Annotated in this window: 15 protein-coding genes and 1 riboswitch; of the genes, 13 read left to right on the top strand and 2 right to left on the bottom strand. The window is 46.2% G+C overall.

Going from position 1 to position 18,532, the window contains the following annotated elements; genetic code table 11:
* Positions 1 to 29: 29 nt before the first annotated feature.
* Positions 30 to 1,229: a CynX/NimT family MFS transporter gene (locus FTV48_RS04475; RefSeq protein WP_179999509.1), complete on the bottom strand. Its 1,200-nt coding sequence runs from the start codon at positions 1,227 to 1,229 to the stop codon at positions 30 to 32.
* Positions 1,230 to 1,653: 424 nt separating this feature from the next.
* Between FTV48_RS04475 and murG the strand changes: the two genes are divergently transcribed.
* The 7 genes from murG (at position 1,654) to lpxC (ending at position 9,767) form a co-directional block, all read left to right on the top strand.
* Positions 1,654 to 2,760, top strand: a complete 1,107-nt coding sequence (gene murG / locus FTV48_RS04470; protein ID WP_074383857.1) for an undecaprenyldiphospho-muramoylpentapeptide beta-N-acetylglucosaminyltransferase — start codon at positions 1,654 to 1,656, stop codon at positions 2,758 to 2,760.
* 3 nt (positions 2,761 to 2,763) lie between these two features.
* Complete coding sequence (gene murC, locus FTV48_RS04465) at positions 2,764 to 4,212, top strand: UDP-N-acetylmuramate--L-alanine ligase (RefSeq protein ID WP_100534532.1); 1,449 nt, start codon at positions 2,764 to 2,766, stop codon at positions 4,210 to 4,212.
* A gap of 57 nt (positions 4,213 to 4,269) precedes the next feature.
* On the top strand, positions 4,270 to 5,199 hold the full coding sequence (locus FTV48_RS04460) for a D-alanine--D-alanine ligase (protein WP_005173261.1): 930 nt from the start codon (positions 4,270 to 4,272) through the stop codon (positions 5,197 to 5,199).
* A 2-nt stretch (positions 5,200 to 5,201) separates the two neighbouring features.
* Positions 5,202 to 6,056, top strand: coding sequence for a cell division protein FtsQ/DivIB (locus FTV48_RS04455; protein WP_074383860.1), 855 nt, complete (start codon positions 5,202 to 5,204; stop codon positions 6,054 to 6,056).
* 69 nt (positions 6,057 to 6,125) lie between these two features.
* Positions 6,126 to 7,388 carry a cell division protein FtsA gene (ftsA, locus tag FTV48_RS04450; RefSeq protein ID WP_005173256.1) on the top strand — a complete coding sequence of 421 codons (1,263 nt, stop codon included), beginning with the start codon at positions 6,126 to 6,128 and terminating at the stop codon, positions 7,386 to 7,388.
* 159 nt (positions 7,389 to 7,547) lie between these two features.
* Entirely contained in the window at positions 7,548 to 8,738 is a 1,191-nt protein-coding gene (ftsZ, locus tag FTV48_RS04445; protein ID WP_005095029.1) for a cell division protein FtsZ, read from the top strand.
* A 126-nt stretch (positions 8,739 to 8,864) separates the two neighbouring features.
* The gene (gene lpxC / locus FTV48_RS04440; RefSeq protein WP_179999507.1) at positions 8,865 to 9,767 is read left to right on the top strand and encodes a UDP-3-O-acyl-N-acetylglucosamine deacetylase; all 903 of its coding nucleotides are present in this window, start codon (positions 8,865 to 8,867) and stop codon (positions 9,765 to 9,767) included.
* Positions 9,768 to 9,866: 99 nt separating this feature from the next.
* Here lpxC and FTV48_RS04435 read toward each other — a convergent pair whose 3' ends face one another.
* Positions 9,867 to 10,307 carry a DciA family protein gene (locus FTV48_RS04435; protein WP_005095034.1) on the bottom strand — a complete coding sequence of 147 codons (441 nt, stop codon included), beginning with the start codon at positions 10,305 to 10,307 and terminating at the stop codon, positions 9,867 to 9,869.
* 107 nt (positions 10,308 to 10,414) lie between these two features.
* Here FTV48_RS04435 and FTV48_RS04430 point away from each other — a divergent pair, with 107 nt between their 5' ends.
* The 6 genes from FTV48_RS04430 (at position 10,415) to FTV48_RS04405 (ending at position 18,468) form a co-directional block, all read left to right on the top strand.
* Complete coding sequence (locus FTV48_RS04430) at positions 10,415 to 11,098, top strand: M23 family metallopeptidase (RefSeq protein WP_005173245.1); 684 nt, start codon at positions 10,415 to 10,417, stop codon at positions 11,096 to 11,098.
* A gap of 328 nt (positions 11,099 to 11,426) precedes the next feature.
* Positions 11,427 to 14,129: a pyruvate dehydrogenase (acetyl-transferring), homodimeric type gene (gene aceE, locus FTV48_RS04425; RefSeq protein ID WP_179999505.1), complete on the top strand. Its 2,703-nt coding sequence runs from the start codon at positions 11,427 to 11,429 to the stop codon at positions 14,127 to 14,129.
* Between the two features lie 2 nt (positions 14,130 to 14,131).
* Positions 14,132 to 16,144: a 2-oxo acid dehydrogenase subunit E2 gene (locus tag FTV48_RS04420; protein ID WP_179999503.1), complete on the top strand. Its 2,013-nt coding sequence runs from the start codon at positions 14,132 to 14,134 to the stop codon at positions 16,142 to 16,144.
* A gap of 88 nt (positions 16,145 to 16,232) precedes the next feature.
* Positions 16,233 to 16,360: riboswitch (yybP-ykoY riboswitch) on the top strand.
* Positions 16,361 to 16,448: 88 nt separating this feature from the next.
* The gene (locus tag FTV48_RS04415; protein WP_005173234.1) at positions 16,449 to 17,024 is read left to right on the top strand and encodes a TMEM165/GDT1 family protein; all 576 of its coding nucleotides are present in this window, start codon (positions 16,449 to 16,451) and stop codon (positions 17,022 to 17,024) included.
* 184 nt (positions 17,025 to 17,208) lie between these two features.
* Positions 17,209 to 18,006: an MBL fold metallo-hydrolase gene (locus FTV48_RS04410; RefSeq protein WP_074383865.1), complete on the top strand. Its 798-nt coding sequence runs from the start codon at positions 17,209 to 17,211 to the stop codon at positions 18,004 to 18,006.
* A 96-nt stretch (positions 18,007 to 18,102) separates the two neighbouring features.
* Positions 18,103 to 18,468: a YkgJ family cysteine cluster protein gene (locus FTV48_RS04405; protein ID WP_074383866.1), complete on the top strand. Its 366-nt coding sequence runs from the start codon at positions 18,103 to 18,105 to the stop codon at positions 18,466 to 18,468.
* Positions 18,469 to 18,532: the final 64 nt, after the last annotated feature.

Below are 18,532 nucleotides of genomic sequence, written 5' to 3'. Positions count from 1 at the left end.
AAAAGAGCCTCATCTGAGGCTTTTTTTTATTAAGCATATCGCTTAAATAAAAGCAGCGTCATCAATATCCCTGAGATAGAAAGACAGGCTGTGACTGTCGCGATATGGGCCCATTGTTGTGTCGTGGATATCAGTGCCGCACTCAGAGGAGGTACAAAGAATTGCCCACAGGCTGAAACCTGTAAAACCAGACCGACACTGGCGGCTGCGGCATTGGCATGCGGTGCATAGCGCAGGGTAATCGCAAAAATTGTGGTCGGAATCATCCCGCCAATGAGTGAAAACAGTACGGCACTCACAAGCTGTAATTCAAATAACAGCCAAGAGCTTGCCGCAAAAGCCAGCAAGCTGCTGCACAGCATGGCGATAAATCCTGTGCTTAACAGGGTTTTGGGTTTCCAGCCACCTTGCAGCAACATACCTGCGCCAAAGGTACCGCCTAAATTGGCAAGCACCACCATCGAGACCAGAGCCCCTGCGACTTTTAAGTCAATCCCATGTTCGACATACAGGGTAGGCAAGAATCCAGTCACGGTTATCCACTGACTGGTATAACAGGCAAAAATAATGGCCAAACACAAAATCGGTGGGTGAGTCAGGGTCACTTTAATAATTTGCCAGAAGGAGGTATTTTCTGTGCCGGCTTGCGGGTGATTCGGCTGTACCGGTGTGACCGCTTCAAGATATAAATACCGTTTAATCATCACTGCAATGAGCAGACAGAGACTCCCTAAAATGGCCCAAATGCTTTGCCAGTTCAGGTATTCAAGCAACATGGGAATGGTAAAGACAGCAAGACTGACACCAACCCCCATATAGGAACTCCAGAGTCCCATTTTAAAATTGAGTGTTTCAGCTCGGCTGATACGTTTGAGAATGGCAGGGGCACATAAGGAGATAGTTAAAAATCCGATCCCTTCAGTAAAACGGAAGAAATACAACGCCGCGACATGCTGAATCCAGAGGCCTGCCATACTGCTGAGGCCTAAAATGATCAACGCCAAGATCAGGCAGCGTTTTAAACCGACTTTTTCTGACAATGCACCAATACACAAGGCAAACAGCATCCCCGCGCCTTGAACCAGAGACAGGGAAAAACCGGCTTGCGTAAAGCTGAGACCTAAATCCTGTTGTAAAATGGGAATAACCGCAGAAAGTTTGCCGACATGGATCGCAGCCAGATAACCGGCCAAGATAATCCATACATCACGACATGATATTTTTGACATCTATCCGAACTGAGTCCATTTAAAGCATCTGCTTGTACATCAAGCATCATTCATATATAGATATGAATAACATGAAAGTTTTATAAAATTTATAGGATTTAAGCCTAAGATTATCGGCCAATGATAAGAGAGGAGGTAAACGGGAGAAAACGGAAGACCGCTGTAAATAAAGCGCTCTTCGTGGCAAAGTTATTGATAATATAATGAGAAAACTATTTAAAATTGATATGCTATGTCACTTAAGTCGAAGGAAAAGTGCAGACCTTATAAATAAAACGAGTCTAAACTTGAAGTTTGCGTGAAAAAAACAATTAATGCCTTGTTGAAATAAAGTAAATAAACTTTCAAGGCCCTACAATTGTGATTACAATTGACCACTTAAATCAGATTTCCTGTTCCCTTTTTTAAATTGAAGAATTAGACCGTGACCGACGCTCAGCAAAAACAGCCTAAACATGTCATGATGATGGCCGCAGGTACGGGTGGACATGTGTTTCCAGCGTTAGCCGTTGCAAAAAACTTACAACAACAAGGGATTGAAGTGTCTTGGCTGGCTACGCCTGCAGGCATGGAAAATCGTTTATTAAAAAATCAGAATATTCCTGTTTATCAAATTGATATTCAGGGTGTGCGTGGTAATGGTTTTGTACGTAAGGCCTTGGCCCCTTTTAAAATCATGAAAGCGACTTTTAGTGCCATGAAATACATGAAGCAGCTAAAAGTCGATGCCGTAGCCGGCTTTGGTGGTTATGTGGCAGGGCCGGGTGGTCTGGCTGCGCGTATTCTAGGCATTCCGGTGCTGGTTCATGAGCAGAATGCGGTGGCCGGTTTTACCAATAGCCAATTGTCGCGTGTTGCCAAGACGGTGTGTCAGGCGTTTCCGGACACCTTTCCCGCACAGGATAAAATTGTGACCACGGGCAATCCGGTGCGCCAAGAAATTAGTGACATTTTAAATCCGTCCTGGCGTTATCAGGAGCGTGAAAAAGCAGGATTACCCTTACGCATTTTAATCGTAGGTGGATCTTTGGGAGCGCAGGCCTTAAATGAACGGGTGCCTGAAGCCTTAAAACAGTTCAATGTGCCTTTAAATGTCTATCATCAGTGTGGTCAAAACCATGCTGAGGCGACGCGTGCACGTTATGCCAATGCTCCGGCAAATCTGCACGTCGAAGTACAGCCGTTTATTGAAGATATGGCCAAAGCCTATAGTGATGCCGATGTGGTGATCTGTCGTGCTGGCGCATTGACGGTGACTGAAATTGCGACGGCAGGTGTGGCTGCAATTTTTGTACCGCTTCCAAGTGCGGTGGATGATCACCAGACTGCCAATGCCGGCTTTCTGGCCAAGATTAATGCGGCAAAGATTTGCCCACAGGTCAGCATGACCCCGGAAAGTTTAAAAACCTTATTAGAGCCGATGCTGAATCGCCAGCTATTAATGGAAATGGCGGTAAAAGCACGTCGACAGGCTCAACCCGATGCGACTCAACATGTGGTCCGTTTAATTCAAGAATTATCATTCGAGTAAACTATGTCTCCAGTAACCCCAGCTGAACAAGCGAAAAAATTAATTAAAGTGCCGGAAATGCGCCGTATCAAACACATTCATTTTGTGGGCATTGGCGGTGCAGGCATGTGTGGTATTGCCGAAGTATTGAAAAATCAGGGCTATAAAGTTTCCGGTTCAGATATCAAGGCATCCAATACCACGGCGCAGCTGGAAGAAAATGGGATCAAGGTTTATATCGGGCACACTGCAAATAATATTAAAGGGGCCAATGTGATCGTGGTGTCTACTGCGATTGACAAGGAAAACCCGGAAATTAAAACCGCGATTGAAAGTCGTATTCCTGTGGTTCGCCGTGCAGAAATGCTGGGTGAGCTGATGCGTTACCGTCATGGTATTGCGGTTGCCGGTACTCATGGCAAAACCACGACCACCAGTCTGCTTACCTGTATGCTGGCAGAAGAAAACATGGATCCAACCTATGTGATCGGCGGTTTGCTGAACCGTACCGGTATGAATGCTGCTCTGGGTGCCAGCCGTTATATCGTGGCAGAAGCCGATGAATCGGATGCCTCTTTCCTGCACTTGGAACCTATGGCTGCTGTAGTGACCAATATCGATGCCGACCATATGGATACCTATGGCGGTAGCTTCGATGTGCTGAAAGATACTTTTATCCAGTTCCTGCAAAAACTGCCATTTTATGGCCTGGCCGTGGTCTGTGGTGATGATGCCAATATTCGTGAAATCATGCCACGAATTGCACGTCCAGTGCTGACCTACGGTTTTAATGAAGACAATGACATTCGCGCGATAGATGTCGATCAGGACGGCATGCAAACGCACTTTACCGTATTGCGTAAAGAGCGTGAGCCATTACGTGTAACCGTGAATCAGCCAGGTTTGCATAATGTCCTGAATGCCTTGGCTGCGATTGGTGTCGCGACCGATGAAGGCGTGTCTGATGCTTCTATTTGCCGTGCACTGGAAGGTTTCAGTGGGGTAGGCCGTCGCTTCGAAGTTCAGGGCGAATTTGAAATTGAGGGTGGTAATGTAAAACTGGTGGATGATTATGGTCATCATCCAAAAGAAGTCGAAGCCACCATTAAAGCCGCGCGTCAGAGTCATCCGGATCGTCGCCTGGTGATGATGTTCCAGCCACACCGTTATAGCCGTACCCGTGACTGTTTTGATGATTTTGTGGAAGTGCTTTCTACTGTAGACCAGTTATTGTTACTGGATGTTTATCCGGCCGGTGAAAAACCGATTGTAGGGGCGGACAGCCGTACTTTAGCCCGCAGCATTCGTTTACGTGGCGAAGTTGAGCCAATTCTGGTCGATGCGGTGGACGGTAATCTGAATCAGATCATGAGAAAAGTATTGCAAGCAAATGACTTGTTATTAACCCAGGGCGCAGGTAATGTTGGAGCAATCTCAGTCGAACTTGCGCAAAATCACTTATATATAAAATAGTCATCTTGCATGACTGAATTGAATTGACCAGATTGAAAAAAGTTTAAGGATATAAACGTGTCAAATGCTTCAAAATTCGGAAAAGTTGCCGTGTTGCTTGGTGGTAAATCTGCAGAGCGTGAGGTTTCTCTAGACAGTGGTACGGCGGTACTTGAGGCATTAGTGCGTTCAGGGGTCAATGCGGAAGCTTTTGACCCGCAGCAACGTAGTGTCACAGAACTGGTAAATTATGACCGTGCTTTCATTGTATTGCATGGTCGTGGTGGTGAAGACGGTCAGATTCAGGGTGTACTGGAATGGCTAAATGTGCCCTATACCGGTACGGGGGTACAAGGCTCTGCAATCGGCATGGACAAGGTCAAGACCAAGCAGGTCTGGCAGGGTTCGGAATTGCCGACAGCGCCTTATCGTATTGTTACCAAAGATTCCGATGCAGCTGATATCGTCAATTCTTTAGGCCTGCCTTTGATTATCAAACCGGTACATGAAGGTTCCAGTATCGGCATGAGCAAGGTTGAAAAAATTGAAGACTTTGCAGAAGCAATTGCCAAGGCAACTGAACATGATGCCGTGGTGATGGCAGAACAATGGATTACCGGCCGTGAATTCACCATTGTGGTTTTAAATGGTCAGGCGCTGCCTGTGATTCGTCTTGAACCACCTCAAGATGTTGCTTTCTATGATTATGAAGCCAAATATAACCGTAATGATGTGCAATATGGCATTCCATGTGGTTTGACCGAAGCTGAAGAGCAACAGTTAAAAGCCCTGAGTCTGCGTGCATTTCAGGCAGTCGGTGCCAGCGGTTGGGGCCGGATTGATGCCATGCAGGATGAACAGGGCAACTTCTGGCTGCTGGAAGTGAATACCGTACCGGGCATGACCAGTCATTCTTTGGTGCCAAAAGCGGCAGCTGCAGTCGGTTATAGTTTTGATGACCTGTGTGTTGCGATTCTGGAACAGACCCTGACCGGGTCGGCACACTAAATATGGCTCAACTTCCTGTTTCCATGCGCCGTAAACGTGCTGCGATTACCTCAATTCACGACAAGCCGCCGACACGCAAAGAAAAGCTGTCCAATTTTGGTGGCTGGTTATTGTTGTGTATTGCAGTGCTGGTGCTGGCCTTTGGAATATTGGGCTTATATAAAGTCATGACCAATACCGAAGTGGCAGAGCTGGGCGTGTTAGGTACCCGCTCGGCTGCTGAACAGCGTCAGGTCATGCAATATGTGTCACCGGTTGTGACCGAAAACTATTTTACTTCGGATCTGGAAGCGATCCGAGATCGTACCCTGGAGCTGTCCTGGGTGGATCGGGTGGTGGTTTCCCGAGCATGGCCAAATGGCATTCGGGTACGGATCATGCCACATCATGCGATTGCACGTTGGGGCACAGGACGTTTATTGAGTGACAGTGGTGTCATTTTCACCGAAGTCACACCCAAGAATTATGAGGCATTACCGTTACTACATGGGCCGGCGAGCCATGCAGAAACCATGATGCGTCGTTATAATGAAATTAATCAGTTATTTTTGCCACACGGCATTCGTCTAAAAGAACTCTATCTCACCGAGCGAATGACCTGGTTTATGCAGTTTGATTCGGGTTTAAGAATAATTGTTGATAAAGATCAGACCATGAGCAAATTACAGCGCTTGAGCCATCTGTCTCAAAGCGACTTAAAACCGGTCTGGTCTAAAATTTCGGCCATCGACCTGCGTTATCGCAATGGATTGTCGATACAGTGGAAAAATTCAATTCCGCCTAAAATTGTAAATGGGCATTTTATTGTAACCATTGATGACACGGGCGTTGAGAATAATGTAACAGTAAAGCCATAATGATCGGCTTTAAAAAATAGAGGCATTCAAGCCATAAATCTAACAAACATGTAATGGTAGTAGTGAATAATGAGTGAAGCTGTTCCCTCGGTTGTGGCGATTGACATTGGGACACACAAAGTTTCAGTTTTGATTGGCAAGGTACACGCGCCAGACAATATCCAAGTGATTGGTATGGCTACCGCTCGTAACCGAGGCATGAGTAAAGGGAAAATTGTCAGTCTCGATAAAGTTATTACCGCAATTAAAAATGCCGTCCAAGAAGCAGAAGATATGGCGGAGTGTCGGGTGCATTCTGCTTGGGTTTCTATTCCAAGTGCCGAATTAAAAAGCTTTTATGCTTCAGGTCGAACCTCGATCGACAATAGCGAACATGCGATTACCACCAGCGAAGTGGTTCGTGCACTGGAGTTGGCCAAAGCCAGTCATTTGACTTCAGACCATTATCTGGTCAGTGCTGTGCCTTTGGGCTTCGAGCTGGATGACTCATCAGAGTGGGTGCTGAATCCGATTCGAATGTCTGCACATAGCATGACTGGTCATTATCATCTGATGATGCTGCCGATTAGCACCATGCAAAATATTGACCGTGCCCTCAAGGGCGCCAATATTGGTGTGGAGAAAATGGTGGTCTCAAGTCTGGCAACTGCTGAGGCCAGTCTGCTCAAAGATGAAAAAGAATATGGCGTCTGTCTGGTCGATATCGGTGCCGGCACCACCAATGTGGCGGTGTATGTGGATGGTCGTCTGGCCTTAACCCATACCTTCCAGCGTGGTGGCGAGCATGTGACCCGTGATATTGCGGCGGTGTTACAGACCACGACCGAAGAAGCTGAACGCCTGAAACTGCTGTATGGCTGTGTAGACCTGAAAGTGGTTAAGCCTGACCATATGATTCAGTTCCAGGGGATTGATGGGCCACAAACCATCAGCCGGATTGAGCTGACCGAAATTATCATGGCGCGTTATGACGAGATTCTTGGATTGGTGCGTGATGAACTGGTGAAAAATGGCGCGATCCAGGGCTTGTATCATGGTGTGGTCCTGACCGGTGATGCCAGTCATATTGAAGGTATGGTGAGTTTTGTACGCCGTACCTTGGGTGTGTCAGCTCATTTGGGTAATCCACCAACGCAGGTGTATGCCGATGAACAGCATCAGGCAGCGCTACGCCGTTCGCAATATAGTACGGTCGCGGGTTTGCTGATGTTTAGTCAGAGTGATACTCAAGACACGATTGTAGAACAGGATGATGTAGAGCGATTATCGTTAACTCAGCGCGTCAAGCGGGCTTGGTCTGGCTTTAATGACACCTTGAAATCAATCTTTTAAGTCGATTTTTATTGTGAATATTGTTGAGAAGATGTAGTTAATCGGGCTTGTACTTGACAAGTTAACGCATGAGCAGCATTCTTAAAAACAATTTTATTAAGATTAAGGCAGTGTACGGGCTTAGTGACTGCCAATTATGAATTAGGAATTTTATAGGTCATGGCCTCATTTGAATTTTTCGAAGACGATCATAGCGATAGCAATGGTCAAGCCCGTTTCACTGTGTTTGGTGTAGGCGGTGCGGGTGGTAATGCTGTACAACACATGTTGCAGTCTGATATCCAGGGCGTAAAGTTTGTTTGTGCCAATACGGACAAGCAGGCACTCGATCGCATGGAAGCCGAATTTAAAATTCAGCTGGGTGAGCAAAGTACCCGTGGTCTGGGTGCAGGTGCCAATCCGCAAGTGGGTCAGACTGCCGCAGAAGAAAGCCGTGAACTGATCCGCCAGCAGCTTGAAGGGACCGATATGGTCTTTGTCACTGCGGGTATGGGCGGTGGTACCGGAACGGGTGCTGCGCCAGTGGTTGCTGAAATTGCCAAAGAAATGGGTATCCTGACGGTTGGTGTGGTGACGACGCCATTCAACTTTGAGGGCAAGCGCCGTTTACAATCTGCGGAAAAAGGCATTGAAGCGCTTGAGCAGCATGTCGACTCATTGATCATCATTCCAAATCAGCGTTTATTGAAAGTCTTCCGTGATATTTCAATGAAAGATGCCTATAAAAAAGCGGATGATGTGCTACTGAATGCGGTACGCAGTATTTTTGATCTTGTGGTACGTCCGGGTCATATCAACCTTGACTTCGCCGATTTGAAAACAGCGATGAGTACTCGTGGTTATGCCATGATGGGTGTTGGTTTAGGTCGTGGTGAAAATCGTGCCCGTCAGGCTGCTGAACAGGCTATCCGTAGCCCATTACTCGATAACGTAACCATCATGAATGCCAAAGGTATTCTGATTAACGTAACGGGTGGCGATGATGTCACTTTCGGTGAAATTGAAGAAATCACCGATGTTGTTAACCAGATTGTCGATTTGGATGAAGGTCAGGTGTTCTACGGTACGGTATTTGATCCGGATGCACGTGATGAAATCAGTGTGACCGTGATTGCAACGGGTTTAACCCGTCATGCAGCGGATTCAGTTGAACCGACTAAACGTACCAATGTACAGGCAACGCGCCCAGCAGCAGCTTCACAGGCTGTGGTAGAAGATGACGATGTACCAGCGATTCAGCGCCAACAGCATGAAACCGCTACGCCAGCGAATGCTGCAGCATCAGTTTCGAGCCCGCGTCCAACGCCAATGAGTATTCAGGATTATCTTAAGAATCAACAGCGTAAATAACATGTAACATCATGTGTTTACCATGATTACACAGGAAAGGTGGCTTTTAAGCCACCTTTTTGTTTTTTCTCAATGGCCAAATATGCTAACGTATAGCGGTTTTATTGATGAACAGATGAAAGAAGCATGTTGAAACAACGTACCCTGAAACGTATCGTGAAAGCGAGCGGAATCGGTCTTCACAGTGGGCAAAAAGTCATGATTAACTTTGTGCCGCACCATGCCGATGGGGGAATTGTGTTTCGTCGTATTGACCTGAATCCGCCGGTCGACATTCCTGCCGATGCGATGCTGATTCAGGAAGCTTTCATGTGCTCGAATCTGGTTCAGGAAAATGCCAAAGTCGGTACGATTGAACATGTCATGAGTGCGATTGCCGGTTTAGGAATTGATAACCTGATTATCGAAGTCTCTGCCTCTGAAGTGCCGATTATGGATGGCAGTGCAGGCCCGTTTATCTATCTGCTCATGCAAGGTGGTCTGCAAGAACTAGATGCTGCGAAAAAATTCGTCAAGATTATTAAACCGGTTGAAGCACTGATTGATGATAAGCGTGCCATTTTTAGTCCGCACCATGGCTTCCAGCTGAATTTCACCATTGATTTTGATCATCCTGCTTTTAAAAAAGAACATCAGTCCGCCAGTATCGATTTCTCGACTGAAACTTTTGTTTATGAGGTTAGTGAAGCACGTACCTTTGGTTTTATGAAAGATCTGGATTATCTCAAAGCCAATAATCTGGCACTGGGAGCCAGTTTGGAGAATGCCATTGGTGTGGATGAAACCGGAGTGGTGAATGAAGAGGGTCTAAGGTTCTCTGATGAATTTGTACGCCATAAAATTTTGGATGCAGTCGGGGATTTGTATCTGCTTGGACATCAGATCATTGCCAAATTTGATGGTTATAAATCTGGACATGCTTTGAATAATCAGCTGTTGCGCAATGTGAAAAGTGATTCAAGCTGCTATGAAATTGTAACATTTGATGACGAGGCCAATTGTCCAATCATGTATGTGAATGTGACATAAGTCATTGTGTTTGTGTCTTTATGTTTTAGTTATTGCGTCAATAGTGTGACATGTGTCGCATAATACTGCTTTTCTAATTTATTACATTTGATTGCTATGTTACTTTTTATTGCTTGCCAAACGTAGCAAAGCTTGGCTAAGCTTAGGGTCGCTTATAAAGTCAGCTGCACCACGAAGTAATTCCTGTGTTTCTGCATTTAAGGCTCTTTCAGGTGTTGCTGCAACAGGTTGCGTTTGTGAAGGATTCCGCAAACAAACTTGAAGTTTTGTAAGATCTGTTAATTCATTTATTTGAGAGAGTTGTGAAATGTATTGCTTTTGAAGATAGGCCAATTGACTGATCATGGCCTGGTTTTCACCGGTAATCGTTAACACACCATTTTGATAGCACACAACTTGCCAGCGTTCCGGTTGGGGCAATAGCGGTTGTACGAGTTTCGTAAGTTTCTGCCAGGCAGCAACTTGTGATGAGAGAAACGAAAAGTTTCCTGTTTTTATCTGTTTTCTGGTTTGTTGAAAAACGTTGACAGGTTCTGACATACATAATTCCTACATGTTTATGTCTTAATCTTATGCGCTTCTTTTAGTGGATATCAAGGATAGAGATCTTCAAGGAACTCGATTAAAGCAGTTTAGAGAGGTTTTTTATGCATATGCGACGTATTTTGTTGGCATTTTCTTTATCAGTTTCAGCTGCTTCGGTAGCCTTTGCAGATTTAGTCAATCTAAATCAAGAAAATGGTTCAACAGATCGTATCGAGCAATTGACGCGTACTCTGGCACAGGGTGCATATACTCATCCAGATGATATCGATATTCCAGCGCAAACCAAATTGAATGTCCAGCTACGTGAAAAGCCAGTTGAGCTTAACAATCGCACGCTGGCACAGAAGTATGCAAATACCTCATCTAATCGAGCTGCTGCAAATAGTGCTTATTCCTGGCTGATCGCTCATCCCTTACCCAATTCTCGCGTAAGTTCAAATTACGGTGGTCGTACCATGGGTGGCCGTGCTGAAAATCACTCAGGTCTTGATCTTGCAGCGCCAAGTGGTACACCAATTTATGCCACAGGCCCAGGTATTGTAACCAAATCAGGTTGGGGTACGGGTTATGGTCAATATGTTGAAATCAATCATGGCAATGGCTATTTAACACGTTATGCTCATGCTTCACGTCTTATTGCACGTGTGGGAGAACAGGTACAGGCAGGTGATCATATTGCCAACGTTGGCTGTACTGGCCGCTGTACCGGTCCACACTTGCATTATGAAGTTGTAAAAGACGGTCAACGTAAAAACCCATCTACTTATTTGGCCATGTTACCTTAAGTATAGACCTGAATTTCTATTAGGCTCTTTATACATAAGCATCTCTCCAATAAGCATTTCAAAGCGATTAAGCTAAGGCTCTTCAACCCACATTGAAGGGTTCTTCAGATAATCGCTTTTAAGTCTGATATTATCACCAACTATTATAATGAATGTATAATAAATCTCCTATATTGACTATTTTTTGTTATGTTGTGTAATTAAACGTCACCAATCATTTAGTTCCTAAATAGTACTGCCAAATCGCATTCAGCCAGAGCCATACCTGCTGAGGTCTCAAATATGGTACATATAAGACATTAAATTAGGCTTTTAGGAACTGTAGATTATGGCGTTTTATGGCGATACAGACGCGCAAGAAACCCAAGAATGGCAAGATGCATTTGACTCTGTTTTGCAACACATGGGTACCGAGCGTGCAGCATTTTTGTTAGAAAAACTTTATCAACGCGCAATTGCAAAGCATGTTCCTATTCAGCGTTTAAATACTCCCTACTTAAATACGATTTCCGTTGAAGAACAACCGGCAATGCCGGGCGACCAGGATATGGAACGCCGGATTCGTGCGCTGGTTCGCTGGAATGCCTTGGCAATGGTATTGCGCGCGAATAAAACCGGTGATGACCTCGGTGGTCACCTGGCGAGTTTTGCTTCTTCCGCAACCCTTTACGATGTGGGCTTTAACCACTTCTTCCGCGCCAATAGCGACAGCTTCGGCGGCGACATGATCTATTACCAGGGTCACTGTGCACCTGGTATCTATGCGCGTTCATTTTTAGAAGGCCGTTTGACTGAAGAGCATCTGAATAATTTCCGTCGTGAAGTGGGTGGTAAAGGTCTGCCATCTTATCCGCATCCTTATTTGATGCCGGACTACTGGCAGTTCCCAACCGTATCGATGGGTCTGGGTCCAATCATGTCGATTTATCAGGCACATATTCAAAAGTACCTGATGAACCGTGGTCTGATTAAAGAAGAAGATCGTAAAGTCTGGGCGTATTTGGGCGATGGCGAGATGGACGAGCCGGAAAGTCTGGGTGCAATTTCTTTAGCAGGTCGCGAAAAGCTCGATAACCTGATCTGGGTGGTGAACTGTAATTTGCAACGTCTGGATGGTCCGGTACGTGGTAATGGCAAGATCATTCAGGAACTTGAGTCACTATTCCGCGGCGCAGGCTGGCGTGTGATTAAAGTTGTGTGGGGCCGTCATTGGGATCCACTACTAGATAAAGATAAATCCGGTGCACTGAAAGCCGTGATGGAAGAAGCAGTCGATGGCGATTTCCAGCGTTACCAGGTAAAAGGTGGTGCTTACGCGCGTGAAAAGTTCTTCGGTAAATATCCAGAAGCCAAAGAGCTGGTTAAAGATTTAAGCGATGAAGATATTGATAATCTGAACCGCGGTGGCCACGACCCGTACAAAGTCTTTGCTGCTTATGCCGAAGCATGTACGGCCAAAGGTCAGCCGACCGTGATTCTGGCGAAAACCGTCAAAGGTTATGGTTTGTCCGAGGAAATCGAAGCAGTCAACAAAACGCACCAAATCAAGAAGATGCAAATCAATTCTTTGAAATATGTGCGTGACCGTTTCAACCTTCCTTTCACCGATGAACAGCTTGAAGAAGTGCCGTTCTACCGTCCAAGCGAAAATTCACCTGAATTGAAATATATGAAGGCACGTCGTGAAGCGCTAGGTGGCTACCTGCCTGCACGTCGTAAGGAAAGCGAACAGCTGGCGATTCCTGGACTTTCAGTATTTGATTCGGTCTTGGCTGGTTCAAATGGTAAAGAACAATCGACCACGATGGTGATGGTACGTTTAATCTCTGCACTTCTTAAAGAGAAAGCGATTAAAGACCGTGTTGTACCAATCGTTCCAGATGAAGCGCGTACCTTTGGTTTGGAAGGCATGTTCCGTCAGCTTGGTATTTATGCCGCGCATGGCCAGAAATATACTCCTGAAGACCAAGAACAGCTGATGCATTACCGTGAAGCCAAAGACGGCCACATGTTGCAGGAAGGGATTAACGAAGCCGGTGCGATGAGTGCATGGGCGGCATTAGGCACCAGTTATTCCACCAATAACCTGCCAATGATTCCAATGTATATGTATTACTCGATGTTTGGTTTCCAGCGTATCGGTGATATTGCATGGGCAGCAGGCGATGCACAGGCACAAGGCTTCTTGCTGGGTGCAACTGCGGGTCGTACTACACTGAACGGTGAAGGCTTACAGCATCAGGATGGTCATTCACACATCTTGGCCAACACCATTCCAAACTGTGTCTCTTATGATCCATGTTTCGGTTATGAATTGGCGGTGATCGTACATGACGGTTTACAACGTATGTATGTGAACCAGGAACGTGTGTTCTATTACCTGACCGTAATGAACGAAAACTACGAGCATCCGGAAATGCCAAAAGGTGTTGAAGAAGGTATCAAGCGTGGTATGTACTTACTGGAAGAAGATGAAAAAGCCACTGTTCAGTTACTGGGCTCAGGTGTAATCCTGCGTGAAGTGATCAAGGCGGCGAAGATTCTGCGTGAGGAATATCAAATTCATTCGAATGTCTACAGTGTGACCAGCTTCAATGAACTGGCACGTGACGGCATGGCATGTGAAGAATACAACCGCCTGCATCCACTGGCTGAGGATGTGAAAGAAGCATGGATATCGAAACAGCTACGCGGTACCGAAGGTATTGTGGTGTCTGCAACTGATCATATGCGTGCCTATAGCGAACAGATTCGTGCCTATCTTCCAGATGGCCGCCCATTTGTGGCACTCGGTACCGATGGTTATGGCCGTTCAGATACACGTGGTAATTTACGTAGCTACTTCGGTGTCGATGCTGCCCATATTGTGGTGGCAACTCTGAAAAAACTGGCAGATGAAGGTGAAGTTGATCCGCGCCTGGTGAAAGACGCGATCTCGACGTTTGAGCTGGATACCGATCGTCCGGTGGCTTGGGCACCGCAAGACACCCCATCTGTACATGCTGTTGCTGACTACAAAGAGGAGAACTAAGCATGCAAATTACGACTCCCGATATTGGTGTAGATCAGGCAACCGTGGCCGAAATTCTGGTCAAAGTCGGTGATACGATTGCGATTGATGACAGCATCGTGTTGCTTGAATCCGATAAAGCCTCTGTTGAAGTGCCCAGCACTTCAGCAGGGGTGGTGAAAAGCATTCTGGTCAGTCAGGGTGATGAAGTGACTGAAGGCGCGGTACTGATTGAACTGCAAGCTGAAGATGGCAGTACGGATGTGGTCGAGCCACAGCAAGCAGATGCCTCACAAAAAACCTCAGAAAATACACCTACGTCTTTGCCTGATCAGGAAATCATGCAAGAACTGGCATCACATCAGCCAAAAGTTTCTGCTGCGCCTGAGGCTCAAGCAAGTTCACAAGTGGTCGATGTTCAAGTCCCCGATATTGGTGTAGAGAAAGCCACTGTCGGTGAAATTCTGGTCTCTGTCGGTGATGAAATCGAGGTGGATCAAAGCATCGTGGTGGTGGAATCGGACAAGGCGACTGTTGAAGTGCCAAGTACGGTTGCAGGTACGGTGGAATCCATCGACATTAAAGAAGGCGACACGATTAAAGAAGGTGTGGTGATTCTAAAAGTGAAAACTTCAGGATCGACCCCGACTGTTGCAGCAGAAGCGCCAAAAGCTGAAGCTGCGCCAGTTCAAGATGCTAAAGCGGAGCCAGTGGCTCAAGCTGCAGCAGCACCTGCGGGTGATGTTGAAGTGATGGTGCCTGATCTGGGTGTAGACAAAGCAGCTGTGGCTGAAATTCTGGTTTCTGTCGGTGATACGGTTGAAAAAGACCAGAGCATCATCGTGGTGGAATCAGACAAAGCCACGGTTGAAGTGCCAAGCACAACTGCTGGGGTAATCAAGGCCATTCATGTTGAGCTGGGACAAAATGTCTCTGAAGGCATTGCACTGATGACAGTTCAAGCTGAAGCGCAAGCAGAGGCTGCACCTGTTGCGGCTAAAGCGGAAGCACCGAAAGCAGCTGTTACACCAGTAGAGACCACCAAAGCAGCACCTGCTGCATCTTCTACTCCAGCGGTGGCGACCTCTGACAATGCCGACAAGCTGACCAAAGAGCAGAATATCGCCAACTCGAAAGTCTATGCCGGCCCTGCTGTACGTAAACTGGCACGTGAACTGGGCGTAGTATTGTCAGAAGTTCAGGCTTCAGGTTCCAATGCCCGGGTGATGAAAGAAGATCTGAAAGCGTATGTCAAAGCGCGCCTAACTGCGCCGCAGGCTGCTCCTGTAGCCGCTGCTGCTCAAGCCGCAGGTCTACCAAAATTGCCAGACTTCAGTGCTTTTGGTGGTGTGGAAGAAAAAGCCTTGACGCGTTTGCAACAAGTGTCTATTCCGCAGTTGTCGCTGAATAATTTCATTCCGCAAGTGACCCAGTTTGATGCAGCCGATATTACTGAACTGGAAGCGTGGCGTAATGAGCTGAAAGGCAACTTCAAGAAAGAAGGCCTGAGCCTGACCATTATGGCCTTCATCATCAAAGCAGTTGCGCACTTGTTAAAAGAAGAGCGCGAGTTTGCTGGTCACTTGGCCGATGATGGCAAGTCAGTCCTGCTACGTAACGAGATCCATATGGGGATCGCGGTGGCAACGCCAGATGGTTTAACGGTTCCGGTATTGCGTCATCCCGATCAGAAGTCGATTAAACAGATTGCCACTGAGCTGGGAAGCTTGGGTCAAAAAGCGCGTGACAAGAAATTGTCGCCAAAAGATCTGCAAGGGGCGAACTTTACCATTACCAGCCTGGGCTCAATTGGTGGTACTGCATTTACGCCGCTGGTGAACTGGCCGCAAGTGGCAATTCTGGGAATTTCACCTGCCACCATGCAACCCGTCTGGAATGGTGAAGGCTTTGATCCACGTTTGATGCTGCCGCTTTCATTATCCTACGATCACCGTGTGATTAATGGTGCAGATGCTGCGCGTTTCACCAACAAGCTGACCCAGCTGCTCAAAGATATCCGTACTTTATTGATTTAATCTGATCAGATTATTTCAATCATAGACCCTGCTTCGGCGGGGTTTATTTTTGCCACATTGAAAAATAATGGATTTGATTCTATACTTGGCGCACTTCATTGGGGAGTAGCCGCCTTTTGCGCAAAGCAGAAGGGTGATGGTCAACATATTTGTCCTGAACCGGACATGGTCATCATAGCAAAAAACCAAATGAGCTTCTCGAAGCTTTCTTTTGTTGGCAAGACCTTTGATTTACCACTCTGCAGATTTTGGCTAGCAGGAGCGGTGAGTCATTGGTATTGGATGCTAGCCAGAGAAAGACCTCATGTATGAATTCTTACTGTCGACCGCAATCGTGGCACTGGCTGAAATGGGTGACAAAACCCAACTGCTGGCTTTGCTGCTTGCCGCACGTTTTCGCAAACCCGTTCCTATTTTAGTTGCTATTTTATTGGCGACGCTGATTAACCATGGCCTTTCTGCGGTATTGGGACAATGGATCACCACGGTGATTGGGCCGGAAGTGTTGCTGTGGATTGTGTCGATTGGTTTTATTGCGATGGCGGCCTGGATGCTGATTCCGGATGAACTCGGAGATGAAAATGCCAGTATCAATAAATGGCAAAAATTCGGGGTATTTGCTGCGACCTTCATTTTGTTCTTTCTGGCAGAAATTGGCGATAAAACCCAGATTGCCACAGTCGCGCTGGCAGCACGTTTCGATAGTATATTCTGGGTGATGCTCGGTACCACTTTGGGGATGATGCTGGCCAATGCACCTGCGGTATTTCTAGGAGATAAACTGGCGAACAGGCTGCCGATCAGCCTGATTCATAAAATTGGCGCGGCCATTTTCCTGGTGATTGGTGTCGCCACTCTGCTTCAATATTATTTATTTTAAAAATACAGTAATAATTGCATGAATCCTGAGCTAAAAGCTCAGGATTTTTTATGCCTAAAATAAGCTTAAAACTTTGATAAGTAGTGTGATATGGCCAGTTTTATTGATTGTAAGTTCAACTAAATACTTATATGTTATATGGGTATAAAACAGCACTTTTAAATTTAAATCGGGGAATATATACATGGTTTTTGAACGCACCACATCGCAGGTCCTGTTTGATAACGGGACACATAAATGCATCAGTTTTACCAGTCTGGTCAAAGGTGAAGGCGTTCAGGCAAACCAGTTTTTAATCATTGATAACGAGCGGGCGGCGGTACTCGATCCGGGTGGTGATCTCACCTATGTTCCGCTAACCATGGAACTGAATAAATACACCCGGTTGACCAATCTGGATTATGTCATGGCTTCGCATCAGGATCCTGACATCATTACTTCGATGCCACGCTGGCTGGTATATACCGATGCCAAAGTGGTGGCTTCCAAGCTCTGGGCGCGTTTTTTGCCACATTTAAACTCGGCCTTTATGAGTGACCGGATGAAAGGCAACTGGCTGGATCGGCTGGTCGAGCTCCCGGATCACGGCCAGATCATTCCCCTGGGCAATGCCAATATCGTGGCGGTGCCAGCGCATTTTCTGCATTCGGTGGGCAATTTCCAGTTTTATGATCCGATTGCCAAGATCCTGTTTTCGGGAGATATGGGTGCATCGATGGTCGATGATGCTGCCAAACCATTGGAAAACTTTGCTGCGCATATCCCAAAAATGAAAAGCTTTCATCAGCGTTATATGTGCAATAACAAGGTGATTCGTCTTTGGGTGAACATGGTGCGGGGCATGGATATCGAGATGATTGTGCCGCAGCATGGCACGCCTTTTATGGGTAAAGAGCAGATCACCCAGTTTCTGGACTGGATTGAAACGCTGCAATGTGGCACCGACCTGATGGACGAAACTGTTTTTACCTGTCCTGAATAGTTCACAGAAAAATAAAATTTTTCTTGTGTAGAAAAACAACATTTTTTATATTTCTTCTCCAAAAAACTTTTTTTTGATCATGAGAACTTATAAGAAATGTTATCTCAAGTTCCAACACCAGATGCATGTTTAAGCTGCGGGGCGTGCTGCGCCTATTTCAGGGTTTCGTTTTACTGGGCTGAAGGGATTCATATGCCTGAGCATTATACGGAACCTGTAACAGCAGTTTATTCATGTATGGCTGGAACCAATCAAAAAAATCCACGCTGTATTGCACTGGATGGCACCATTGGCCAGCAGGTCAGTTGCGGTATGTACGAGCTGCGCAGTTCATCCTGCAAAGAAGTACAGATCGCCGATGATCAATGCAATAAAGCCCGTTTGGCACATAATATGTTGCCTTTTATTCAGATTGAAAATGATGAAGCTGACAATGATGACAGTTTTGAATACGTCAGCTAAATCGACCCAAAGCAGAGTTTAGGCTCTGCTTTTTAGCTTTTCAAAGTATCGGGATTGAGTTCAA

The sequence above is a fragment of the Acinetobacter sp. YH18001 genome (assembly GCF_013416975.1).
Taxonomy (GTDB): domain Bacteria; phylum Pseudomonadota; class Gammaproteobacteria; order Pseudomonadales; family Moraxellaceae; genus Acinetobacter; species Acinetobacter pseudolwoffii.
Note: the sequence above shows the minus strand (reverse complement) of the source record. Positions and strands in the feature narration are given on the sequence as shown.